At 67.6% G+C, this 21,720-nt stretch carries 22 protein-coding genes; 16 read left to right on the top strand and 6 right to left on the bottom strand.

From position 1 onward, the window contains the following. Window positions 1-143: 143 nt before the first annotated feature. The 3 genes from ASC59_RS17310 to ASC59_RS15520 all read right to left on the bottom strand — a co-directional run bounded on the left by ASC59_RS17310 (window position 144) and on the right by ASC59_RS15520 (window position 4,007). The gene (locus tag ASC59_RS17310; protein WP_157488184.1) at window positions 144-665 is read right to left on the bottom strand and encodes a hypothetical protein; all 522 of its coding nucleotides are present in this window, start codon (window positions 663-665) and stop codon (window positions 144-146) included. Window positions 666-789: 124 nt separating this feature from the next. Then, window positions 790-2,466 carry an amidohydrolase gene (locus ASC59_RS15515; protein WP_055824776.1) on the bottom strand — a complete coding sequence of 559 codons (1,677 nt, stop codon included), beginning with the start codon at window positions 2,464-2,466 and terminating at the stop codon, window positions 790-792. Continuing rightward, window positions 2,463-4,007: an APC family permease gene (locus tag ASC59_RS15520; protein ID WP_082513733.1), complete on the bottom strand. Its 1,545-nt coding sequence runs from the start codon at window positions 4,005-4,007 to the stop codon at window positions 2,463-2,465. Before ASC59_RS15520 ends, ASC59_RS15515 begins: the two co-directional genes overlap by 4 nt. A gap of 98 nt (window positions 4,008-4,105) precedes the next feature. Here ASC59_RS15520 and ASC59_RS15525 point away from each other — a divergent pair, with 98 nt between their 5' ends. Beyond that, window positions 4,106-4,708 (top strand): TetR/AcrR family transcriptional regulator, encoded by a 603-nt coding sequence (locus tag ASC59_RS15525; RefSeq protein ID WP_055824777.1) that lies wholly within the window; start codon window positions 4,106-4,108, stop codon window positions 4,706-4,708. Between the two features lie 176 nt (window positions 4,709-4,884). Here ASC59_RS15525 and ASC59_RS15530 read toward each other — a convergent pair whose 3' ends face one another. Continuing rightward, window positions 4,885-5,481 carry a dihydrofolate reductase family protein gene (locus ASC59_RS15530; RefSeq protein ID WP_055825753.1) on the bottom strand — a complete coding sequence of 199 codons (597 nt, stop codon included), beginning with the start codon at window positions 5,479-5,481 and terminating at the stop codon, window positions 4,885-4,887. A gap of 118 nt (window positions 5,482-5,599) precedes the next feature. Between ASC59_RS15530 and ASC59_RS15535 the strand changes: the two genes are divergently transcribed. The 7 genes from ASC59_RS15535 (at window position 5,600) to ASC59_RS15565 (ending at window position 13,730) form a co-directional block, all read left to right on the top strand. After that, entirely contained in the window at window positions 5,600-5,896 is a 297-nt protein-coding gene (locus ASC59_RS15535; RefSeq protein WP_055824779.1) for a DUF2277 domain-containing protein, read from the top strand. Between the two features lie 164 nt (window positions 5,897-6,060). Continuing rightward, window positions 6,061-7,089: a LacI family DNA-binding transcriptional regulator gene (locus ASC59_RS15540; protein ID WP_055825756.1), complete on the top strand. Its 1,029-nt coding sequence runs from the start codon at window positions 6,061-6,063 to the stop codon at window positions 7,087-7,089. After that, window positions 7,086-8,636, top strand: a complete 1,551-nt coding sequence (locus ASC59_RS15545) for a sugar ABC transporter ATP-binding protein (RefSeq protein ID WP_055824781.1) — start codon at window positions 7,086-7,088, stop codon at window positions 8,634-8,636. Before ASC59_RS15540 ends, ASC59_RS15545 begins: the two co-directional genes overlap by 4 nt. A gap of 183 nt (window positions 8,637-8,819) precedes the next feature. Beyond that, window positions 8,820-9,821: an ABC transporter substrate-binding protein gene (locus ASC59_RS15550; RefSeq protein ID WP_055824783.1), complete on the top strand. Its 1,002-nt coding sequence runs from the start codon at window positions 8,820-8,822 to the stop codon at window positions 9,819-9,821. A gap of 122 nt (window positions 9,822-9,943) precedes the next feature. Next, window positions 9,944-11,584 carry a sugar ABC transporter ATP-binding protein gene (locus ASC59_RS15555; protein ID WP_055824786.1) on the top strand — a complete coding sequence of 547 codons (1,641 nt, stop codon included), beginning with the start codon at window positions 9,944-9,946 and terminating at the stop codon, window positions 11,582-11,584. After that, on the top strand, window positions 11,581-12,669 hold the full coding sequence (locus tag ASC59_RS15560) for an ABC transporter permease (RefSeq protein WP_055824788.1): 1,089 nt from the start codon (window positions 11,581-11,583) through the stop codon (window positions 12,667-12,669). Before ASC59_RS15555 ends, ASC59_RS15560 begins: the two co-directional genes overlap by 4 nt. Beyond that, on the top strand, window positions 12,666-13,730 hold the full coding sequence (locus ASC59_RS15565; RefSeq protein ID WP_082513734.1) for an ABC transporter permease: 1,065 nt from the start codon (window positions 12,666-12,668) through the stop codon (window positions 13,728-13,730). Before ASC59_RS15560 ends, ASC59_RS15565 begins: the two co-directional genes overlap by 4 nt. 18 nt (window positions 13,731-13,748) lie before the next feature. On the opposite strand, the gene ASC59_RS15570 is transcribed toward ASC59_RS15565, so the two are convergent. Beyond that, on the bottom strand, window positions 13,749-14,291 hold the full coding sequence (locus ASC59_RS15570) for a dihydrofolate reductase family protein (RefSeq protein ID WP_055825763.1): 543 nt from the start codon (window positions 14,289-14,291) through the stop codon (window positions 13,749-13,751). 215 nt (window positions 14,292-14,506) lie between these two features. Between ASC59_RS15570 and ASC59_RS15575 the strand changes: the two genes are divergently transcribed. The 7 genes from ASC59_RS15575 to ASC59_RS15605 all read left to right on the top strand — a co-directional run bounded on the left by ASC59_RS15575 (window position 14,507) and on the right by ASC59_RS15605 (window position 19,979). After that, entirely contained in the window at window positions 14,507-15,052 is a 546-nt protein-coding gene (locus ASC59_RS15575) for a hypothetical protein (RefSeq protein WP_055824790.1), read from the top strand. Between the two features lie 58 nt (window positions 15,053-15,110). Further along, window positions 15,111-15,653, top strand: coding sequence for a hypothetical protein (locus ASC59_RS15580; protein WP_157488186.1), 543 nt, complete (start codon window positions 15,111-15,113; stop codon window positions 15,651-15,653). A 245-nt stretch (window positions 15,654-15,898) separates the two neighbouring features. Then, window positions 15,899-16,378 (top strand): MarR family winged helix-turn-helix transcriptional regulator, encoded by a 480-nt coding sequence (locus ASC59_RS15585; protein ID WP_055824794.1) that lies wholly within the window; start codon window positions 15,899-15,901, stop codon window positions 16,376-16,378. 67 nt (window positions 16,379-16,445) lie between these two features. Beyond that, window positions 16,446-16,907: a DUF3817 domain-containing protein gene (locus ASC59_RS15590; RefSeq protein WP_055824796.1), complete on the top strand. Its 462-nt coding sequence runs from the start codon at window positions 16,446-16,448 to the stop codon at window positions 16,905-16,907. A 99-nt stretch (window positions 16,908-17,006) separates the two neighbouring features. Further along, complete coding sequence (locus ASC59_RS15595; protein WP_055824798.1) at window positions 17,007-17,417, top strand: nitroreductase/quinone reductase family protein; 411 nt, start codon at window positions 17,007-17,009, stop codon at window positions 17,415-17,417. A gap of 283 nt (window positions 17,418-17,700) precedes the next feature. Next, window positions 17,701-18,252, top strand: a complete 552-nt coding sequence (locus tag ASC59_RS15600) for a PadR family transcriptional regulator (RefSeq protein ID WP_055824800.1) — start codon at window positions 17,701-17,703, stop codon at window positions 18,250-18,252. 5 nt (window positions 18,253-18,257) lie between these two features. Then, window positions 18,258-19,979, top strand: a complete 1,722-nt coding sequence (locus tag ASC59_RS15605) for an ABC1 kinase family protein (RefSeq protein ID WP_055824802.1) — start codon at window positions 18,258-18,260, stop codon at window positions 19,977-19,979. A 100-nt stretch (window positions 19,980-20,079) separates the two neighbouring features. On the opposite strand, the gene ASC59_RS15610 is transcribed toward ASC59_RS15605, so the two are convergent. Further along, entirely contained in the window at window positions 20,080-21,075 is a 996-nt protein-coding gene (locus ASC59_RS15610) for a helix-turn-helix transcriptional regulator (protein WP_055824804.1), read from the bottom strand. 104 nt (window positions 21,076-21,179) lie between these two features. Between ASC59_RS15610 and ASC59_RS15615 the strand changes: the two genes are divergently transcribed. Continuing rightward, the gene (locus ASC59_RS15615) at window positions 21,180-21,605 is read left to right on the top strand and encodes a VOC family protein (protein ID WP_055824806.1); all 426 of its coding nucleotides are present in this window, start codon (window positions 21,180-21,182) and stop codon (window positions 21,603-21,605) included. Window positions 21,606-21,720: the final 115 nt, after the last annotated feature.

Here is a 21,720-nt window from a genome sequence, read left to right on the forward strand (position 1 = left end):
GGCGACACTCGAAATCGGAGCCGTGGAACCATCGAAAACCGTTACCACCGCCGCGCAGGCCACAATCGTGGCGCAGTTCCGGGCTGCGATCTGGGATCCATCTCCCGAATGGGGTGGCCCAGATTTGCTCTGAATGTGCGCTCCTAGTGGAGGGTGAAAGCCCACGTGCGCGGATCCACATCACCGGCCTCCCGCCAGTTTAGGATGAGTGAATCAACGGCGGGGCTTGCGAGTGTCTTCTCGTAGACGAAGATCAAGGATTCGTTGGGTTGCATCGTTGGATAGGGCAGAACCGTCAAGCTGTCGATGTCGCCGTTGTTGTTGAAGTAGTGGGCATCCACATCTAGGAGCTGCCTACCGGAGTCGTTTCGGACAACGATCGTATTGCCGTGATTGCCCTCGCGTGTCATAACCCATGGGGACTTTGGCGCCATCGACATGGAAATCGCGTTGGCTTCTTGCAGGGCCGCCGCGGCGGCTGCGTGAGCATTAGCGGAGGCGGTTGACGCCCGTAGCGCCTCAACTTCGTGTTCACCCGCTTCCTTACTCGCAGTCTCAGCGGACTTTCTAGCTGCACGCGCATCAAGTGCTTGCCAAGCGGCAATTCCGGACGCGACAGCCGCAACGAGAAGTATTCCAATATTGATGATGTTGCTGGCGTCCATGCGAGATACGGTATCCGCAACTTGACGCTGACGAAAGGCGCTGGGACGCCGGCCTACGTTGGCGATGAGGTCAACTTGGTCGACCTCATGGATTCGGAAACTGGCGTGCCTTGAGGGGAAGTGGTCAGGCTGCCGTCGAGCAGTGGTGCGTGCCGGCGGGCGGCGCCTCCGGCAGGGGAGCCGCATCCGTCGCGTCGTGCACGATGTCGCCGGCGACGATCGTGAGGTCGGCGCGCTCAGTCAGCAACTGGGCCGGGTCGGGCTCGAGGTCGTAGAGGTTCGACGACCATGTGACGAGGTCGGCTCGAGCGCCCACTCGCACCACGCCGAGGGAGTCCTCCGCGTGCCAAGCCCAAGCGCCTTCGGCCGTGTAACCCCGCAACGCGGCGTCTAGGGTCAGGCGCTCGGCGCCTGTCCACGACGAGCGACCGTCGAGGCCGGCCCGCGTCAGGGCTGAGTACAGGCCCACCAGCGGGTCCATCTCGCCGACCTGCCAGTCGCTCGACAACGCCACGTGCGCGCCCGACTCGATGAGGGAGCGGAAGCGCCAGGCTCGGCTCCAGCGTTGCTCGCCGACGTTGTCCATCCAGGTGCCGCCGACGAGGTCGGGGGAGCAATGCCGGGGCTGCATCGCGGCGGTCACGCCGAGCCGGGCGAAGCGGGGCAGGTCGTCGGGGTGCAGGCACTCGACGTGCACGATGCCGTGGCGGCGGTCGCGGGTGCCGTTGGTGCGGGCGGCGTGCTCGATGGCGTCGAGGGCGATGCGGATGCCGCCGTCTCCCGTCGCGTGCGTGTGGGTCTGGAAGCCCAGGCGGTCGAGCTCGGTGACGATGCGGGTGAGCTCGCCGAGGGGTGCGCTCGGGTGGCCGCGGTGGCCCGGGCGGTTGGCGTAATCGTCGAGCATCCACGCCGTGTGCGGCTCGATCACGTCGTCGGCGTAGAGCTTGACCGGGCCGAAGCGCAGGCGTTCGTCGACGGGGGCCGAGTCGACGGCTTCGCGGAGGTCCGCGCGGAAGGAGGCATCCGCATCCATCGGGTGGAAGAGGGCGGCGATGACGCGGCTCGAGAGCTCGCCCTCGTCGCGGGCGCGGAACAGCAGGTCCATCTCGGCCAGCGGCACCTGCGGCTCGACGACGGTGGTGATGCCGGTGGCCCGGGCCATGCGCAGGCTGGTGAGCAGCTTGCGGTAGCGGCGCTCGGGCGAGTACATGGGGATGTCGCGCTGCAGGGCGGCGAGGCCCGCGGTGGTCATCGCGCTCGTGTAGAAGTCGGTGACCCAGCCGGTGGGCTCGCCTGTGACGGCGTCGATCTCGGGATTGCCCCATGCGATGCTGTCGGCGCGACGGATGCCGAGGACCCGCACCGCCACGTCGTTGAGCCACACGGAATGCTGGTCGTAGGTGGTGACGAAAACGGGGCGGTCGGTGAGGCCGGCGAGGTCGGCGGCGCGCGGGCGGCGGCCGGGCACGACGGAGTAGACGGCGTTCTCGGCGCAGACCCAGTCGAGGTCGGGGCGGGCGTCGGCGAGGGTGCGGATGCGGCGGCACACCTCCTCGAGGGTCTCGGCGCCCTCGAGGGAGACGGCATCCGCGTCGAAGCCGAGCAGCAGGTGGTTGTGGCTGTCGATGATGCCGGGGGTGACCAGGCGCCCCTCGAGGTCGATGGTGCGGCGGGCGGATGGCGCATCTTCGGCGGGGCCGACGTAGGTGATGCGTCCGTCGGTGGTGCCGACGGCCTCGGCGGTGGGTTGGGCGTCGTCGAAGGTGCGGACGACGCCGCCGGTGAGCAGGAGGTCGATCATGCGCGGGGGTCCTTCGGGTCTGCGGCATTGGCGCCGGCAGTGCTAGCGACGGACGCGCCGCCGTTCGGGCGAGCGGATGCTGCGGCATCCGTCACCTCTTCATCCTCGGCATCGAGCAGCACCAGGTGCGTGCCAGACCGCGGACGCAGGTAGGCGTAGTAATAGATGAATCCGGCGGCGACGATGCCGACCGAGATGCTGAGGCTGAGCCACTGCGCAGGGTCGAGCAGCGCGCTCAGGATGATGCCGGCGATGACAACGATGGCCACGATCGGCGGGAGGGGGAAGAGGGGCATGCGGTACGCACCCTCAGCGGCCTTGCGCCGGTGGTTCACCAGGGCGGCCAGGGCGATGAAGAGGTAACTGAAGGCGACGGTGGATCCGGTGGCGGTGAGCAGCACGTCGAGCGGGATGAAGCAGGCGAGCAGCGCGATGACGCCCATGGTCGCGGTGGCGACGACCGGCACGCGCGAGCCGGAGGTCACACGGCTGAGCGGACGCGACAGGGCGCGGGGGAGCGCGTTGTCGCGGGCGGCCGTGTAGAGCAGGCGGCCGGCCTGGAGGGCGATGGCGATGATGGCGTTGATGATGGCCAGCGCGATGGCGATGAGCACGATGAGGCTCACAGTGTCGCCGGCGTTCTCGGCCAGGAACGACTCGACCGGGAGGGCGTCGCCGAAGAGTGCGGGGAGGCTGGAGGCTCCGAGCAGGATTGCGGTGAGCGGCACGACCTCGGCCACGACGGTGATGACGCAGCTCAGGATGACGGCCTTGGCGATGGAGCGGGTGGCGTTCTTGGTCTCCTCGGAGAAGTAGACGGCTCCGCCGTAACCGTTGTAGGCGAAGATGCCCTGTGTGACGGCGAGCAGCAGGCCGCCGATGGCGAGCGGGGCCATGGCGTTGGTCGACGGATCGAGGAACTCGGGGCTGAGCAGGGCTGCGGGCGAGCGCTCGATATGGATGAAGCCGAGCACCGCGAGCAGGCCGAGCGCGGCGAACTCGATGAACAGGAAGACTCCGGTGAGCCAGGCATTGGTGCGGATGTTGAAGCACGCCGTGACCGTGGCCAGCGCCACGACCACGAGGGCGGTGCCGAGTGGCGAGAGGTCGGCGATGGCGACGCCGAGGTAGTCGGCGACGCCCAGGCCGAAGACCGCGAGGATGAGCGGCAGCGACACCAGGCTGACGAAGAAGGTCGCGACGCCGAAGGCGGGGCCGAGAGCGCGGGTGACGAGCGAGTAGTCGCCGCCCGACACCGGGTAGGCGCTGGCGAGCTCGCCGTAGCAGAAGGCGATGAGGATGCTCACGACGCCGGCAATGATGAACGCCCAGAACACTCCGGTGCCGTAGCTGGCGAGGGCGGCGCCGCCGAGGATGAAGACGCTCGACGCCGGCGAGATGGACGAGAGCGTGATGAGCACGTTGCCCCCGACGCCCAGCCTGCGGGCGAGGCGCGGTTGCTCGGCGCGTTCGACCTCCGCGGGTGTGGGGAGGGCGCCGTTCGGCGATCCGTGCTCGGTGGCTGCTGCGGTGGAGTCCATCGGTCATCCGTTCTCGGTGAAGATCTCGGGCGGGATTCTTTGACGTCAGCGTCAAGGAATTTGAGGATCGTGTCATTCTTTTGCGCTAGTGTCAAGGAATGGCGCGACCGAAGAAGCAAGAGGCCAGACGGGCTGATCTCGTGGAGGCAGCGCTCGCCGCAGTGTCGGAGCACGGGCTGCGATCGCTGTCACTGGCGGATGTCGCCACTCAGGCCGGACTCACGCGCGGGGCGATCCTCTACTACTACGACGACCTCGACGAGCTGCTGCGCGAGGCGCATCGCGCCGGCCTGGAGCGGTTCTGCGACGCGCGCGATGCTGTGGTCGCCGGCATTGCGGCGCCGCAGGAGCAGCTGGCGGCTGCTATCCGTGAAGGTCTGCCGAGTGGTCCGGATGACGCCCTCATGCGCCTGCTCTACGAGTTCGACGTGCTCGCGGGAACGTCGGAGTTGCACGACGAGTTGGTGGAACGGATGTACCTGCGACAGCTGGCGACGTACTCCGGGGTGATTTCGCGGGGCGTCGAAGCTGGGGTGTTCGCGCCACCGTTGCCGGTGGAGCAGCTGGCGATGAATCTGGTCGCGCTCGAGGATGCGTACGGGCTGCACATCGTGGCGGGGAACTCGCTGGTGACGGTGGAGTCGGCGGAGGCTGCGATGCGTGCAGTTGCGGACAACCTGGGGTGTTCGACGGTGGTGTGAGGCGGGGGCGTGCGGGTGAGGGGTGGTCTCGATACGCCTGCTCGCTTCGCTCGCGGGCTACTCGACCAACGGGAGGGAGGGGCTGCGTTCGCGGGGTACTCGACCGGCGGAGGGGGTGGTCTCGATACGCCTGCTCGCTGCGCTCGCGGGCTACTCGACCAGCGATTGTGGAGCGGCTACTCCACGGGCGGCGCTGCGCGACGCACCTGGTAGCGGAGGTGGAGTACTCGGTCGCCCTGGATGACGTCGGGGTTCTCCAAGAGGTGCTGGGCGTCGACCGAGCCGAAGTAGCGCTTGCCCGAGCCGAGCACGACTGGCGCGACATCCATGCGCACCTCGTCGACCAGGCCGGCCGAGAGCGCCTGCCCGCCGACCTCGCCGGCCGCGACCTCGACGATGCGGTCGCCCGCAAGTTCCTGCGCCCTGGCCACGGCGGCCTCGATGCCGTCGACGAAGTGGAAGGGTGCCTGGGGGTCCCATCCTTCGGGCGCGGGCCGGTGCGACACGACGACGACGTGCTCGATGCCGCTCGGGGGCACGCCGTCCCAGCCATCCGTCAGATCGAAGACGTGGCGCCCGGCGATCGTCACCCCGATCTGGTCCCAGTACGACCGGATGTAGTCGTACGAGGCCTGCGAGACGTTCAGGAAGCCGCTGTCGTCCAGCGCGACATCGCCACTGGTCAACCAGTCGAACAGCGGCCCCGGATCGTCGTTCTTGTCGGCGATGAAGCCGTCGACCGACACCGAGCCGTACATGACCACCGTGCCCATGGCGTTCTCCTCTGCTCCGAGGTGACCCATGGTAGCGAGGCACGCGTGTCGTCCCCAGGCCCTGTTCGCAGTCGGATGGGGGCTGATTCCGGAGAAGCATCCGAGTATCGTCTGGAACATGTGTAGGAACATCCGCTGCCTCCACAACTTCGTGCCGGCCACGACCGACGACGAGGTGCGCGAGGCTGCTCTGCAATTCGTCCGGAAGACCAGTGGGTCGACGTATTCGTCGCGCGCGAACGCCGAGGCGTTCGACCGCGCCATCGACGAGATCGCCGCCGCCACCCGGCGCATGCTCGACGAGCTGGCGACGAACGCGCCGCCGAAGACCCGCGAGGCCGAAGCCATCAAGGGACGGCAGCGTCACGAGAAGCGCATGGAGCGCGAGGTCAGGATTCGCACCGCGTCTGCGTGACAAGCGACTCGGCGGACGCGTCGGGATGTTCGACGATCGATCATCGATGATGGACCGATCGAACGCATAGGCTGTCCCCGTCGACCGCACCTCGAGCAGCCGGGCTCGGTGGTTCAGTATCGGGGAACCGAGCAACGACGCTTCCGCGAGACAGGAGACCGGTGGTGAGTGACGTCGAGAGCGGGGAACGCCCCGAGAAACTCGGCATCCGTGAGGTTGCCGTGCTCGCCGGCGTCTCGCACATGACCGTCTCCCGCGTGCTCAACGGACACCCGAACATCCGCCCGGCCACGCGCCAGCGGGTGCTGGAGATCATCGAGCAGCTCGACTTCAAGCCGAACAGCGCGGCCCGCGCGCTGTCGACTCAGCGCACCCAGCGCATCGGCGTGATCGTCGACAGCTCCGTCGAGTTCGGACCGACGAGCACCCTGCGCGGGCTCGAGTTCGCGGCTCGTGCGAGCGGATACTCCATCACGTCGGTCGCGATGCAGGATGACGCGAGCCTCACGCCCGAGAGCGCGGTCAGCCATCTCATCGCCGAGGGCGTGGATGCGCTGTGCATCGTGGCTCCCCGGTCGTCTTCGGTGTCGGCGCTGCGACGCATCTCGATCGACGTGCCCGTGCTCGTGGTCAAGGCGGCGAAGGACCCGAACTTCCTCACCGTGAGCGTGGACCAACAGCTCGGCACCACGCTCGCCGTCGACCACCTCGTCGCTCTCGGGCACCGCGACATCCTCCATCTCGCCGGCCCGCTCGACTGGCTCGACGCCCGAGGCCGGGAGCGCGCGTTCCACCTGCGCATCGAGCAGTGGGGGCTGAAGGCGCGGCCGATCGTCGTCGGCGATTGGACAGCCGACTTCGGCTACGACTACGCCGCCGGCCTCACCGGCGTGCCCGAGTACACCGCGATGTTCGTCGCGAACGACGCGATGGCCTTCGGCGTGATGCACGGCTTCCACGACCGCGGCATCCGGGTGCCGGAAGACGTGAGCGTCGTGGGCTTCGACGACCTGCCCCTGTCGCGCCACTTCATTCCTCCGCTGACCACCGTGACGCAGGACTTCCATGCGCTCGGAGTCAAGGCGATGGAGGTGCTCCACGCGGCGCTCGAAGGTCGCGAGATCCCGCAGCGATCGAAGATCCCCAGCGAGCTCGCCGTGCGCTCCTCGACTGCTCCGCCGAGGGCGACATGACGACACCGACGCGCAATCCGGCACCGCAGCCGGTCGTCGAGATGGCGGGCATCACCGTCGAGATCGCCGGTACCGTCGTGCTGCACCAGGTCGACCTGCGCCTGTTCCCGGGCGAGGTGCACGCGCTCATGGGCGGCAACGGCGCCGGGAAGTCATCGCTGGTGAAGGCGTTGAGCGGTGCCTACCGCATCGCCGACGGCGTGGTGCGCATCGACGGAGAACCCGTGGTTCTCGGGGGAACCGCGGATGCCGAGGCCGCCGGCGTGGCCGCCGCCTTCCAGGACGTCGACCTGTGCGGCAACCTCTCCATAGCCGAGAACGTGATGATCGGGCACGAGGAGCGGCGTTGGTGGGGGATCTCGTGGTCGGCGACCCGTCGCCGCGCCGCCGTGGTGCTCGAGGAACTCGGGCTCGGAGACCTCGACCCGCTGCGGGCGGTGGCGACCCTGTCGCCCGCCCTGCAACAACTCGTGGCCATTGCGCGCGCCATGGTGACGCACCCCAAGGTGCTCGTGCTCGATGAGCCGACGTCGAGCCTCGATGCCGACGAGGTGGCGACGCTGTTCCGAGCGCTGCGGCGGCTCCGCGACCACGGCGTCGCCATCCTGTTCGTCTCGCACTACCTCGAGCAGGTATATGCGCTCAGCGATCGCATCACCGTGCTGCGGGACGGCTACGGCCAGGGTGAGTACGCCACCCGCGAGCTCGATCGCGCCGTGCTCATCTCGAAGATGATCGGCAAGGAGCTCACCGAACTGCGTCGCATCGGTTCGGATCGACGAGCCCACCGCGTGGAGCCGACGGGCACGCCGGTCTTCCGTGCGGTCGGTGTCGGGCGTCGCGGCGAGTTCGCGGCAACGGACTTCGAGCTGCACCGGGGCGAGGTCGTCGGGCTCGGCGGACTGCGCGGCTCGGGGCGCACCGAGTTCGGGCAGCTCCTGGCCGGCGTCGTGCGAAACGATTCCGGCACCTTCCAGATCGACGGCCGACCGGTGGGACTGCCGAATCCGGCGGCGGCATTGCGACACCGGATCGCGTTCGCGAGCGAGGACCGTCGTGACGGCGGCATCATCGAGGAGTTGAGCGTGCGCGAGAACATCGTGCTCGCCCTGCAGGCGATCCGCGGGTGGGCGCGGCCCATCTCCCGCGGGGAGCGCGACGCGCTCGTCGAGCGGTTCGTGGAGTCGTTCGGCATCGTCGCCCCCAGTCTCGACGGGCCGGCTCGTCAGCTCTCGGGCGGCAACCAGCAGAAGGTGCTCCTCGCCCGCTGGCTCGCCACCCGCCCGCACGTGCTTGTTCTCGATGAACCCACCCGCGGCATCGACATCGCCTCGAAGGTCGAGATCCAGGCGCGCGTCGCCGAGCTGGCCAAGGACGGCATGGCGGTGGTCTTCATCTCCTCGGAGCTCGAGGAGGTGGTGCGCCTCAGCGACCGCATCGCCATCTTCAAGGACCGCGGCAAGATCGGCGAGGTGAGCAACGGTCCCGGGCTCAGTGTCGACACCATCATCGAGATGATCGCGGCCGACGACGAGGACGACGCCTAGGTCCCGATCCGACGGCTGACGGTCGTGTCCAGAACGTTATGTTTCCGGGAACATAGTTCTTGTGCTCCTCGATTTGTTCCCGGTAACATCACAGCGTGGGAGCGCGCCAAGCGTTGCCGCAGTCACTCGTAGTCCGCACTGCGGACCCCGGCGCGATCGCGCCGATCTCAAGGAGGAGATCTCATGGCAGTTCAGAGGCGTTTCACGAAGATCCTCGGCCTGGCGGCCGTTGGAGCGATCAGCATCAGCCTGGCGGCCTGCTCGAGCGGCGGTGGCGAGAGCGGCGGCGACAGCGGTGGCTCGGATGAGCTCACCACGGTCGGCTTCGTCGCGGTCGGCCCCGAGGGAGCCTGGCGCGAGGCCAACGAGACGAACGTGCAGGACACGTTCACCGAAGACGCCGGCTTCGACCTGAAGTACGCCCCGGCCACGAACCTCGACCAGAAGTCGCAGATCGACGCGTTCACGTCGTTCGTCGACGAGGGTGTCGACGTGATCCTGCTCTCCGCCACCGAGGCATCCGGTTGGGAAGACTCGCTCAAGCGTGCCCAGGAGGCCGAGATCCCCGTGATCCTCCTCGACCGTGGCATCGAGCCGGATGACACGAGCCTCTACGTGACCCGCATCGCGCCCGACAACGTCGAGGTCGCGAAGGAGGTCGGAGCCTGGGCCGTCGAGCAGTTCCCCGATGGTGGCAACTACATCACCCTCGAAGGACCCGCCGGCGTCGGAGTCGTGAACGAGCGCAACGAGGGCTGGAACGAGTCCGTCGAGGGTTCGAAGCTCGTGCAGGTCGCCGCGCAGACCGCCAACTGGTCGGCTGAAGAGGGCAAGAGCGTGACCGAGACCCTCCTGAAGGCGAACAACAACGACGTTCAGATGATCTTCGCCCAGAACGACGAGATGGGTCTCGGTGCCGCGCAGGCCGTCGAAGAGGCCGGCCTCAAGCCGGGCGTCGACGTCAAGATCGCCACGATCGACGGCACGAAGGCCGCCATGCAGGCACTCGCCGATGGTCAGCTCAGCTACGTGCACGAGTACAACCCGCTCTTCGGAGAGACCGCACTCGACGTCGTGAACAAGGCGCTCGAGGGTGACTCCGTCGAGTCGTACATCATCGTGCCGAGTGAGGCATTCGACTCGGCCGACGCTGCCCAGGCAGTGCTCGCCGACCGCAAGTACTGATCGGCTGAAGCCGCCACCGTGCGGCGAGCAGCATAAACGGTGCGGGGTCTGCTCCCAGGGCGACCCCGCACCGCTCAATTCAACGGTCTGATCGGAAGGCCGTGGTACAGGATGCGAATGCCATGACAGACACACTGCCGATCGTGGAGATGCACGACATATCGATCGAGTTCCCCGGCGTCAAAGCGCTCGACGGAGTCGACTTCCGCCTCTTCCCGGGCGAGATCCACGCACTGATGGGGGAGAACGGCGCGGGCAAGTCCACGTTGATCAAGGCCCTCACCGGCGTGTATCGCATCGACGCCGGTTCGATCGTCGTCGCCGGCCAGGAACGTCAGTTCACCGGCACCCGCGATGCGCAGAGCGCCGGGGTCTCCACGGTGTACCAGGAGATCAACCTGGTCACGAACCTCACCATCGGCGAGAACGTCATGCTCGGCCACGAGGTGCGTGGCGCATTCGGCATCAACTGGCGTGCCACGCACGCCGCTGCAACGCGGGCGCTCGCCGGCCTCAACCTCGACTACCTCGACACGCACATGCCGCTCTCGACGCTGTCGATCGCGATGCAGCAACTCGTGGCGATCAGCCGGGCGATGGCGATCAAGGCCAAGGTGCTCATCCTCGATGAGCCGACCTCGAGCCTCGACGCAGCGGAGGTCGACGGCCTCTTCCGGGTGATGCGTTCGCTTCGCGACCAGGGCGTGGCCATCCTGTTCGTCTCGCACTTCCTCGACCAGATCTACGCCATCAGCGACCGCGTGACGATTCTGCGCAACGGCCGCTGGGAGGGCGAATACCCGACCCGCGAGCTCGACCGTCACTCCCTCATCTCGAAGATGATCGGCAAGGACCTGAAAGCCCTCTCGCTCGGCGGAAACCGCCGTGTCGACGAGCGCGACTACGCGTCCGAGACGCCCCTGCTCGCGGCGAAGGGACTGGCCCGGCGCGGCTCGATCGAGCCCACCGACCTCGACATCCACCGGGGAGAGGTTGTCGGCTTCGCGGGTCTCCTCGGATCGGGGCGAACCGAATTGGCACGCCTGCTCTACGGCGCCGATCGCGCCGACGAAGGCGAGATGACACTGCACGGCAAGCGTGTCGACATCAAGAACCCCGCCGACGGTCTCGTGAAGCGCATCGCCTTCTCGACCGAGAACCGCCGTGACGAGGGCATCATCGCCGACCTCACCGTGCGCGAGAACATGATCCTCGCGATGCAGGCCGAGCGCGGCTGGGCCAAGCCGATTCCGCGCAAGGAGCAGGACGAGCTGGTGGCGAAGTACATCACCGCGCTGAACGTGCGGCCGTCCGACCCGAACCGACTGATCAAGAACCTCTCCGGCGGCAATCAGCAGAAGGTGCTGCTCGGTCGCTGGCTCGCCACGAATCCCGAGCTGCTCATCCTCGATGAGCCGACCCGCGGCATCGATGTCGGCGCGAAGGCCGAGATCCAGGAGGCTGTGGCCGAGCTCGCGGAAGGCGGCGTATCGGTCGTCTTCATCTCCTCGGAGCTCGAAGAGGTGGTGCGACTGAGCGAACGCATCGTCGTGCTGAAAGATCACCAGAAGATCGGCGAGATCGTCAACGGACCCGGTATCACCGCTCAGCACGTGGTCGACGTCATCGCCGCGCACGGTGTGGAGGCGGCCGCCGAGAGTGACATCATCGATGCCGAAGACGAGCACGACCCGGACACATCGATCCCGGGAACCCCGCAGACGAGCGCGCGTGCGTATGCTGCGACGGAGGAGGAATCATGAGCAACGCTGCTCGAACGACCTGGCTGCGCGAGCTCGTGCGGAAGCCGTACTTCTGGGGCGTGGTCGCGATCTTCGCGCTCCTCTTCCTCAACGTGCTCAAGGACCCGAACTACCTCGCTCTGTCGGTCAACCCGACCAACGGCAATCTCGTGGGGAACGTCGTCGACATCCTGCGAGCATCCGCGCCGATCCTGATGATCGCTGTCGGCATGTCACTCGTGATCGCAACCGGCGGCATCGACCTCTCGGTCGGCTCGGTCATGGCGGTCTCTGGCGCGGTCGCGATGGTGTTCATGAAGGATGCCGGCCAGTCGGGCTCGCTCGGAGTGGCGCTCGGTGCCATCGGGCTCGCGCTGCTCGTGAGTGCGATCCTCGGCGTGGTCAACGGTGTGCTCGTCGCCTACGTCGGCCTGCAGCCGTTCATCAGCACGCTCATCATGATGCTCGCGGGCCGCGGCATCGCCAAGGTCATCACCGAGGGGCAGAACACCTCGGCCTCGAACGAGTCCTTCCGCTGGATAGCGAACGGCTTCGTGTTCGGGCTGCCCGTCGTGTTCCTCATCGCGGTCGTCATCGTGATCATCGTGGGTCTGGTCGTGCGTCGCAGCGCACTCGGGCTCATGATCGAAGCCATCGGCATCAACCCGAAGGCGAGCCGCATGGCGGGCATCAAGCCGAGCGGCCTGCTGATGACCGTGTACATCCTCAGCGCCGTACTCGCGGGCATCGCCGGCATCATGTCGGTCGGCACGGTCATGACGGTCGACGTGTCTCGCACCGGCTACCAGATGGAACTCGACGCGATCCTCGCTGTCGTCATCGGCGGCACCTCGCTCGCCGGCGGCAAGTTCTCGATCGGCGGCGCCGCCGTCGGCGCCCTGCTCATCGCGACACTCGACAAGACCATCGTGTTCCTGGGCATCTCGTCGTCGGCCACCCCGGCCTTCAAGGCGATCGTGATCGTGGTGCTCTGCCTGCTGCAGTCCGATCGGGTGCGTGGCTGGTTCGTGCAGCGGCGCAGGCCCCCGATGGTGCGACCGGAACCCCTTCCCGCCGAGCCCAAGAAGCAGGAGGTCTCGGCATGACCACCGTGCAGACCCGCCAAGCTCCCCAGACCGACGCTCCCGCCACCGAGTCCGGAATCACGAGGCTGATCTCCCGTTCGAAGCGAGTCATCGCCTCCAACCCGTCGGTGCTGCCGACCGGCGCCGCGATCGTCATCTTCGTCGGCATGGTCATCTACGGCGAGATCGCCTACGGGCGCATCCTGCAGTACAACACCATCTCGAACCTGTTCATCAACAACGCCCACCTGATCATCCTCGCGGTGGCGATGACGTTCGTGATCCTCACCGGCGGCATCGACCTCTCGGTCGGCTCGGTCATCGCGCTCTCGAGCGTCGCCGGCGTCATGCTGGCGAACGCCGGCTGGAATCCCTTGATGGTTATCGTTCTGATGATCCTCATCGGCACGTCGATGGGCCTGGTCAGCGGCATCCTGATCCAGTTCTTCAATGTGCAGCCGTTCATCGCGACGCTCGCCATGATGTTCCTCGGCCGTGGCCTGGCGGCCCTGCTCAGCACGCAGCCCGAGCGGCTCGGCGATGAGTCGCCGATCCTCTGGCTCGGCGAGCAGTTCAAGCTGATCGACGGCCCCAAGGTCAACGACGTCGTCATCACCCCGGGTGTGATCATCGCCGTGATCGTCGTTCTGATCGCGTTCTTCGTGCTGCACCGCACCCGCACGGGCCGCACGGTGTACGCGATCGGGGGATCCGAGAGCTCCTCGGCCCTCATGGGTCTCGCCGTGCCGCGCACCAAGGTGCTCGTGTACGTGGTCAGTGGCACCCTCGCGGGAGTCGCGGCTGTCGTCTACACCTCACGTCTCGGCATCGCCCAGAACATCACCGGCATCGGCTGGGAGCTCGATGCCATCGCCGCGACCGTGATCGGTGGAACCCTGCTCACCGGTGGCTACGGGTTCGTGCTCGGATCCGTGGTCGGCGCGCTCGTGCTCGGCCTCATGAACGTGCTGATCACCCGCGACGGCGGCATTCCGCCCGAGATGACGACGATCATCACCGGAGGCATCCTGCTCATCTTCGTCATCCTGCAGCGTGCGGTGACGTCGAAGTGGCGGACCTAGCCCGACTGAACTCGTCGGCTACCTCGGCTCGTACCGCAGCGCCATCGCGCCCGAGCTGAAGTCCTGTCGACCGACGAGCTGGAGGTCGACGATCTCGGAGAGGCCGGCGAACAGGGTCGGGCCGTGGCCCACCAGGCGTGGATGCACCACGAACTCGTACTCGTCGATCAGGCCCAGGTCGGCCAGCGCGAGTGGCAGGGTAACGCCGCCGACGTACAGTCCCTTGCCGGGTTGCTGCTTGAGGCTCGTGATGGCCTCGCGCAGGTCGCCGCGCACGAGCTCGGAGTTCCAGTCGAGGTCGGTCAGCGTGCTCGAGACGACGTACTTCTTCGCGGCGTCGATGGTCTCGGCGAACGGATGCGTCCACTCCGGCATCCCGTCTGACAGGGGCAGGCGCCAGGCGGACTCCATCATCTCGTAGGTCACCCGCCCGAAGATGAGGGCATCGGCGCGGGACAGGATCTCGGCGGAATGTCGATGCAGCTCCTCGTCGACGAGTCCCACGCGGTGGTCGACGCATCCGTCGAGAGTGACGTTGATGGAGTAGCGAAGCGGGCGCATGGCATGAGGGTACCGAGGGAGCGGCCGCTGGCGCGAGCGCGGAATCGGGTTGCGTCGGCCCCACCCGTCGGCCGCATCGGCCAGACGCATCCGTCGATCAGCAGGCGTGGCAGCCTGTGTTCGAGCAGGTCCTCGAACTGGGGGAGTGGCGTCGGTTCCGGCCTCCCACTGAACGGGAACCGGGTGCCCTAGCGTCGATGCCGGAAAGGGCATATATGACAGAGACGACACCGGAGGAAGCCGAGCACACCGGCACAGATCGGATCGACGGTGCCGCCCGGACGTACAGCTTCGTGGTGCGACCGGAAACAGCCCGACGTCTGGCCACCGATCACCTCGTCTACACGACGACGCGCAAGCTGAGCATCTTCATCGGAGTCGCGATGGTGGCCGGAGTGCTTCTTTCTCTCGTGGGCGTCGCGATGATCAACTCCAGCGCCGGTCCGTCCATCATCGGCGGCATCCTGTTCGTGATCATCTTCGGAGCGGTCATCGTGCTGAACTGGCGATCAGTCGCCCGGCAGTGGGATGCGCTCAACCCTGTGGGCACTGAGTTGCAGACCGAGTTCTCCGACACCGAACTGCGCTCCCGCACCGCACTGGGCAGCGGCGAGGTGCTCTATTCCGCCCTCGACCAGGTCGTCGTCTTCCGCGGAACGGTGCTGCTGAGGCTCCGCGGAACGACCGCGTATTCGCTGTACCCCATCGAACTCTTCCCCGAGGACGAGCGACGCCGGCTCGCCGCATCCGTCACACCCTGACCGGGGTGCGACAGCCGGACCTTCCCCACCGAGCCCGCTGACGTGGGAATCTGTCTGCATGGGTGATGCGAGTGAGCAAGGGGCAGGCGTCGCGGATGCCGCGCCTCGAGTGCGACTGGGGCGAGCCCTCTTCAACGCGTACAACACCGAGCACGCCGTGTACGGGATCGTTCTCGTCACGACGCTCGTGTCCGTGGGCTGGAAGTTCGACACCGATGGCGAGGTGCTGCTCTTCATCGTCGGCACCGTCTGGGTCTTCTGGCTGACGCACATCTACGCCGCCGTGGTCGCGAGCCGTCGCACCGCCGAAGGACGCGCGCAGCCGATCGGGCGCGCCATCGGTGCGGCAGCCGGGCACTCGGTCGGGATGCTGCTGGCGATGCTGCTGCCATCCGTCGCCCTGGCGACAGCCACCTTCGGGTGGGTCGACGAATACGTCGCGTACTACATCGCGCTCTGGATCGGCGTTCTCACCCTCGCAGTGATCGGCTGGGTGAACTCGGAGCGCAACCACGGCACGTGGCGGATGCGACTCGTCAGCACGCTCATCACCACGGCCTTCGGCCTGGCTGTCATCTGGCTGAGTTCGCTGGTGCACTGAGGGGTCTCCGAGGAATCAGGTCGCGAGTGCGGCTGCTGAGAACGGATCCTCTGCGGGTGGAAGCGCCGCTGCACTCACCGCAACTGCAGGCTCGGCGTCACGCAGCCGCTCGAAGTTCGGTTTCGGCGAGCGGTGGGATCAGGAACCCGGCCGAACGTCGGTCTGTTCTGGCCGCGAAGGCGACCGAGCGCCCGTGCGCGCGAGCGCGCCAGCGATCCGGTCGGGATCTGCGAGAGAATCGGGCTATGGCGACGGGTTCGGATGAGACACGAGGTGCCTCTGTGGCGCCATCCGCTCGCGGCGAGCGCCCGCCGTTCAGTCCCGTGATCTCGTTGCTCACGGCATCCGCCGTCTGGGATGCAGAACTCGCGAAGCTGCTGCGCGACCTCGGTCTCACGACGCGAAAGTACGCGTTGCTCGCCCACATCCACGCCATCCCGGGCATCTCGTTCAGCGAGCTCGCCCGCCATTCGCGCATCACCGTGCAGACAGTGCACACGGCGGTGCACGCGCTGTCGAACGACGGACTGGTGACGGATGCCACCGCTCATGCCGGCTCGGCATCCGCTCTCCAGGCCACGGAACTGGGGGAGCAGGCGCTCGCCGAGGCGGAGCGCCGTCTGGCGACCCTGGACTCGGCGTTCACCGCGGCGGCGCCGACCCTGAGCGAAGCGTTGCGCGGAATGCACGAGGAGCCGTTCGAGGCAAACCTTCAGGAACACTGAAGCACCTTCAGGTAGGTTGAAGGTGGCGCAGGATTCTGCGTCACCGATTCGCCACCTGGAGTCATCAGTGTTCCGCACACCCCGTTCCCTGTTCCGCACTCTCGCGATCGCCGAGGCGATCTCGTGGACCCTGCTTCTCACCGGCCTCCTGCTGCGAGCCACCACGGACTGGGCGCTCGGCGTGACGATCGGCGGCGGAATCCACGGCTTCGTCTTCCTCTCCTATGGCGCCACTGCAGTGCTGGTGGCGAAGAACCAGCGCTGGACGGCCTGGCCGACCATCGTCGCCATCGTGAGCACCCTCATCCCCTACGCGACCGTGCCCGTGGAGATCTGGCTGCAGCGCAGCGGACGCCTGCAGGGCGCGTGGCGGCTCGAGGCGGGCGCCGACCCGCGCGACGCCGCCTGGCACGACCGCTTCATGCGCACGCTGCTGCGTCGCCCGTGGGTGCTGGCGGTGCTGGTGGCGGTTCTGGTCGCCGCGATCTTCACCGTGCTGCTGATCGCGGGTCCTCCCGGCGGGCGCTGAGTCAGGAGTCGAGTCGCGTCATCCGGGGTGATGTGCTCCGAACCGCGCGTAGCGTGAGTGGTGACGCGCGCGCGTGCGCGAACCCACAGGAGGAACAGCATGGCGGACTGGAATGACGAGATCATCGAGGAGTTCCGTCGCACCGGCGGTACCGTCGAACGGGCCGGATTCGGCCGCGACCTGGTGCTGCTGCACCACATCGGTGCGCAGAGCGGCGAAGAGCGCGTCAGCCCCGTGCGGGCGATTCGAACGGATGCCGGCTGGCTCGTCGCAGCATCGAAGGGTGGGGCGCCCGACAACCCGGCATGGTTCCACAACCTGCTCGCGCATCCCGACATCGAGATCGAGACCCCGGATGACGGCACCGTCGCCGTGCATGCCGAACGCCTGACCGGCGCAGCCCGCGACGAGGGCTGGGCGCAGTTCACGTCGCTTCCGGGCAGCAGCTTCGCGTCGTACGAGGCGAAGACCAGCCGGGTGATTCCGGTGCTGGAGTTGAGGCGGCGCTGAGTTCTAGTGCGGGTGGGTCGGAGTGGTCTCGATACGCCGGCTCGCTCCGCTCGCGGGCTACTCGACCAGCGGGGGCGGCTCGCTTCGCTCGCGGGCTACTCGACCGGCGAGGGCGGCTCGCTTCGCTCGCGGGCTACTCGACCGGCGGGGGCGGCTCGCTTCGCTCGCGGGCTACTCGACCAGCGGCGGGGGGCCGATGCTTCGAGTGCGCTGGGAAAGCTATCGTTCGTGTAGGTCGCGATATATCGTTAGGTATCGTTCACGACTCACGGAGGAGAACATCATGGGCAGTTCATTCCCGACCGGTGGCTTTGCAGCCGGCCTCAACGCTGAGACCATCTGGCAGAAGATGGAGGAGCTCCGTTCCACGTTCGACAAGCGCACAGGCTCCCGCGCCGGTCGAGGCGACGTGCGCGCCGCGGTGCTCTCTCTGCTCGCCGAGAAGCCGATGCACGGCTACCAGATCATCCGCGAGATCGAGGAGCGCAGCGGCGGCAGCTGGAAGCCCAGCGCCGGATCCGTCTACCCGACGCTCCAGCTCCTCGCCGACGAGGCGCTCATCACCTCCGAGGAGTCCAACGGTCGCAAGACGTACGCGCTGACCGAGGCCGGTCGCGTCGAGGCCGAGAGCGCCAGCGGATCGTCGCCGTGGGCCGCCAGCACCGAGTCCTCCGACGACGCAGCGGGCTTCTCGGCACTGCCCAAGGTGGGCGTCAAGCTCGCCCGCGTGGCCGCACAGGTGAACACCGAGGGTTCCAAGGAGCAGATCAAGGAAGCCGTCGCCGTGCTCGAGGACGCCCGTCGCCGGCTCCACCTGATCCTCGCCCAGGACTGACGGGGGTGCCAACGGCTCATCCGGGCCGGGACGCATCGACAGCGGGCGCGGGCAATACCCGCGCCCGTTACCGTCGCATCCTCCGCTTCGCCGGGTGGAACCTTGCGGTCACCTGGTGGTACGAACTCCTCCTGCCGCGCATCGGCCTCGCCAAGCTCGCCGAGCGATCCCGGTCGCGACGGATGCAGCGGTTCGCGCAGCGCTTCCATGTTCTCGCCGTCGACCTCGGCGGGCTCATGATCAAGGTGGGCCAGTTCATGTCCTCTCGCCTCGATGTGCTGCCGCCCGAGATCACGCGGGAGCTCGAGGGCTTGCAGGACGAAGTGCCGCCGGTGCCGTTCGAGTACATCCGCGCGCTCGCCGAGGCCGAACTCGGCATGCCACTCGAGCGGGCGTTCGCCTCGATCGACGAGACGCCCGTCGCGGCGGCATCCCTCGGCCAGGCTCATCGAGCCAGGCTCTCGCCGCTCGACGCTGAAGACACGGGTCTCGACTTCGTGGTGGTCAAGGTGCAGCGGCCGGGCATCGAGGCGATCGTCGAGACCGACCTGGCGGCCCTCCGCAAGGTGGGCGGCTGGCTCAGCCACGTGCGACTCGTCTCGAGCCGGGTCGACGCACCGGCGCTCGTCGAGGAGTTCGCCGAGACGAGCCTGCAGGAGATCGAGTACCTGCACGAGGCCGCCAGCTCCGTGCGCTTCGCCGAGACCTTCGCCGACGACCCGCGCGTGAGCGTGCCCACCGTCGTGTGGGAGCGCACCACGCGCCGCGTGCTCACGCTCGAAGACGTCACTGCGATCAAGATCACGGATGCCGATGCCCTGCGTGCGGCCGGCATCGACCCGACGCACGTGGCCCCGGTCTTCGCGGCCGTCATGTTCGACCAGCTGTTCGGCAACGGCTTCTTCCACGCGGACCCGCATCCGGGGAACATCTTCGTGACGCCTCTGGCTGGAACCGGCGAGACCGGGGAACCCGCCTGGAAGCTCACGTTCATCGACTTCGGGATGATGGGCGAGGTTCCCGGCGGAACGCGCAGGGGCCTGCGGAAGCTGCTCATCGCCGCTGCCTCGCGCGACGGCAAGGGCCTGGTCGACGCCATCCAAGACCTCGGTGTTCTGCTGCCCTCGGCCGAGACCTCGGAGCTCGAACGCGCCATGACGCAGCTCTTCGCGCGCTTCGGGGGGATGGGCTTCGCCGAGCTGCGCGAGGTCGACCCTCGGGAGTTCCGGGACTTCGCCGTGCAGTTCGCCGACGTGGTGCGGTCGCTGCCGTTCCAGCTGCCGGAGAACTTCCTGCTCATCATTCGCGCGATGTCCCTCACCTCGGGTGTGTGCAGTGCCCTGGACTCCGAGTTCAACCTCTGGGACTCCATCGAGCCGTACGCCGCACAGCTGATCCGCGACGAGCGCGGGAATGTGGTGCAGGACGTCGCGCGACAGGCGCTCGAGATCGCCGGCATCGCGGTCGGTCTCCCCAAGCGACTGGATTCCCTCGTCAGCAGCTTCGACGACGGCACCGTCGCCGTGACGAGTCCGGCGCTCGAGAAGCGCGTGGCCAAGCTCGAGCGCACGGCGCGTCGAGTGGTCTCTGCGGTGCTGTTCGGCGGCCTGCTCATTGCCGGTGCCGTGGTGCGGGCGGACGATGTGGTGTTCGGGACCGTGCTGATGGTCGTGTCGGTCGTTCCGTTGCTGCACGCGGTGTTCTCGGGGCGCGGGGTTCGGGGATGATGGGCGCTTGGAGGGTTCGCTGAGGGTGGTCTCGATACGCGGCCGACTCCGTCGGGCGCTACTCGACCAGCGGAGGGCGCCGGCGCTGGCGGCAAATCGATCAGCGGCGGGTGGTCGCTGACGCGTAGCGGGACGCCTGCTCCGCGAACGCTGCGGTGAGCTCCGGTGGTCCGACCACCTCCATGGCGGCCTCGAAGCGGCCGAACGATGCCGCGAGCGCACCCCACGACCACGAGCCCAGTTCGAGGCTGCAGCGATTCGGCCCGAGCGCTTCCACCGTGCCGTCGCCCGCGAAGGGCAGCACCGCTGACGCAGGCAGGTCGAGGAGGACCGTGCCGCGGCACGGCCAGGAGTCGGCGGCATCCGACCCTCTGAAACGTGCCGATACGAAGCTGCGAACGCTTCCTCCGGGGACCTCGCGCGGATCGAACCGCGGGCCGTTCGGCGTGCGAGGCGTGATGCGGTCGGCGCGGAAGATGCGCCATTCGTCATGCTCGAGGTCCCAGCCGAGCAGATACCAGCGTCCGTCGGATGCGACGACGCCATGCGGCTCCACCCTGCGGGGCGCAGTGGGCGACTCGTCGTCCAGCCCCGATCCGCGAGCCGCGTAGTCGAAGCGCAGCACCTCGCGAGCGCGCACGGCCGCAGACAGCGCCACCAGGACATCCGGCGAGACCGGGGAGGGAGCAGAGGTGCCCGCTCGGCGAAGGGTGGTGAAGCTGATGGCATCGAGGCGATGGCGAAGCCTGGATGGCATCACCTGCCGCACCGTCGTGAGCGCGCGCAGGGCCGCCTCCTCGATGCCGGCGTTCGACTCGGTCGCGGCTCTCAGCGCCACCGTCACGGCGATGGCCTGCTCGTCGTCGAAGAGCAGCGGCGGCAGATCGCTGCCAGCATCGAGCCTGTAGCCGCCATCGGGGCCCATCGTGGCGCGGATGTTGTAACCCAGCTCACGCAGGCGATCCACGTCGCGGCGCACCGTGCGGTGGCTGACTTCCAGACGGTCGGCGAGCACGCTACCGGGCCAGTCCCGCCGAGTCTGCAGGAGCGAGAGCAGCCGGAGCAGGCGTGCTGTCGTGGAGGCCGGTGTGGTCATTGCTCAAGAGTACTTCTGGTCTAGGACCGAAGCTGTCCTAGACGGATGGAACAGTCAGAGCCGTTCCGGAAAGCCCGGAACGACATTCGCATCCAGGAGCAGACATGACCGTCATCACCACCCCTCACCTCAACTTCCGCGGCGACGCTCGGGCAGCGCTCGAGTTCTACCACTCCGTCTTCGGCGGCCAGCTGATCGCCCTGACCAACGAGGACACCTACAGCGTCGAGATTCCGGAGGAGGCGCAGCAGATCAAGTTCGGTCAGGTGCTCGGTGACACCGGCTTCCAGGTCATGGCCTATGACGTGCCGTCGAGCGTCGACTACGACCAGGGCGAGAAGTCGCTGTTCGTCTCGGTGCGGTCTGATTCGGTCGAGGAGATCACCGAGCTCTGGGGTCGGCTGGCACAGGGCTCGACCGTCATCGCCGACCTGGCGCCGTCGCAGTTCTCTCCGGCCTACGGGATGCTGAAGGACGCCTTCGGCGTGGTCTGGGTGCTCGACGTCGCGGTGGCGTACGAGGGGGCGTAGGCGTAGGCGCAAGCGAGGCGGCGGGGTCGGCGGCGGCGCTGGGTGGGTGGTCTCGATACGCGTCCGGCTTCGTCGGGCGCTACTCGACCAGCGGTGTGGGGTCGACTTCGTCGGG

Source organism: Leifsonia sp. Root1293 (assembly GCF_001425325.1).
GTDB lineage: Bacteria > Actinomycetota > Actinomycetes > Actinomycetales > Microbacteriaceae > Orlajensenia.

Bases quoted from the DNA above. Each gene is read 5' to 3' on its own strand.
- ASC59_RS15535 (WP_055824779.1), top strand. From the start codon at position 5,600: ATGTGTAGGAACATCCGCTGCCTCCACAACTTCGTGCCGGCCACGACC.
- ASC59_RS15555 (WP_055824786.1), top strand. From the start codon at position 9,944: ATGACAGACACACTGCCGATCGTGGAGATGCACGACATATCGATCGAG.
- ASC59_RS15550 (WP_055824783.1), top strand. From the start codon at position 8,820: ATGGCAGTTCAGAGGCGTTTCACGAAGATCCTCGGCCTGGCGGCCGTT.
- ASC59_RS15580 (WP_157488186.1), top strand. From the start codon at position 15,111: ATGGGTGATGCGAGTGAGCAAGGGGCAGGCGTCGCGGATGCCGCGCCT.
- ASC59_RS15545 (WP_055824781.1), top strand. From the start codon at position 7,086: ATGACGACACCGACGCGCAATCCGGCACCGCAGCCGGTCGTCGAGATG.
- ASC59_RS15595 (WP_055824798.1), top strand. From the start codon at position 17,007: ATGGCGGACTGGAATGACGAGATCATCGAGGAGTTCCGTCGCACCGGC.
- ASC59_RS15530 (WP_055825753.1), bottom strand. From the start codon at position 5,481: ATGGGCACGGTGGTCATGTACGGCTCGGTGTCGGTCGACGGCTTCATC.
- ASC59_RS15515 (WP_055824776.1), bottom strand. From the start codon at position 2,466: ATGATCGACCTCCTGCTCACCGGCGGCGTCGTCCGCACCTTCGACGAC.
- ASC59_RS15610 (WP_055824804.1), bottom strand. From the start codon at position 21,075: ATGACCACACCGGCCTCCACGACAGCACGCCTGCTCCGGCTGCTCTCG.
- ASC59_RS17310 (WP_157488184.1), bottom strand. From the start codon at position 665: ATGGACGCCAGCAACATCATCAATATTGGAATACTTCTCGTTGCGGCT.
- ASC59_RS15600 (WP_055824800.1), top strand. From the start codon at position 17,701: ATGGGCAGTTCATTCCCGACCGGTGGCTTTGCAGCCGGCCTCAACGCT.
- ASC59_RS15615 (WP_055824806.1), top strand. From the start codon at position 21,180: ATGACCGTCATCACCACCCCTCACCTCAACTTCCGCGGCGACGCTCGG.
- ASC59_RS15585 (WP_055824794.1), top strand. From the start codon at position 15,899: ATGGCGACGGGTTCGGATGAGACACGAGGTGCCTCTGTGGCGCCATCC.
- ASC59_RS15565 (WP_082513734.1), top strand. From the start codon at position 12,666: ATGACCACCGTGCAGACCCGCCAAGCTCCCCAGACCGACGCTCCCGCC.
- ASC59_RS15575 (WP_055824790.1), top strand. From the start codon at position 14,507: ATGACAGAGACGACACCGGAGGAAGCCGAGCACACCGGCACAGATCGG.
- ASC59_RS15570 (WP_055825763.1), bottom strand. From the start codon at position 14,291: ATGCGCCCGCTTCGCTACTCCATCAACGTCACTCTCGACGGATGCGTC.
- ASC59_RS15560 (WP_055824788.1), top strand. From the start codon at position 11,581: ATGAGCAACGCTGCTCGAACGACCTGGCTGCGCGAGCTCGTGCGGAAG.
- ASC59_RS15525 (WP_055824777.1), top strand. From the start codon at position 4,106: ATGGCGCGACCGAAGAAGCAAGAGGCCAGACGGGCTGATCTCGTGGAG.
- ASC59_RS15520 (WP_082513733.1), bottom strand. From the start codon at position 4,007: ATGGACTCCACCGCAGCAGCCACCGAGCACGGATCGCCGAACGGCGCC.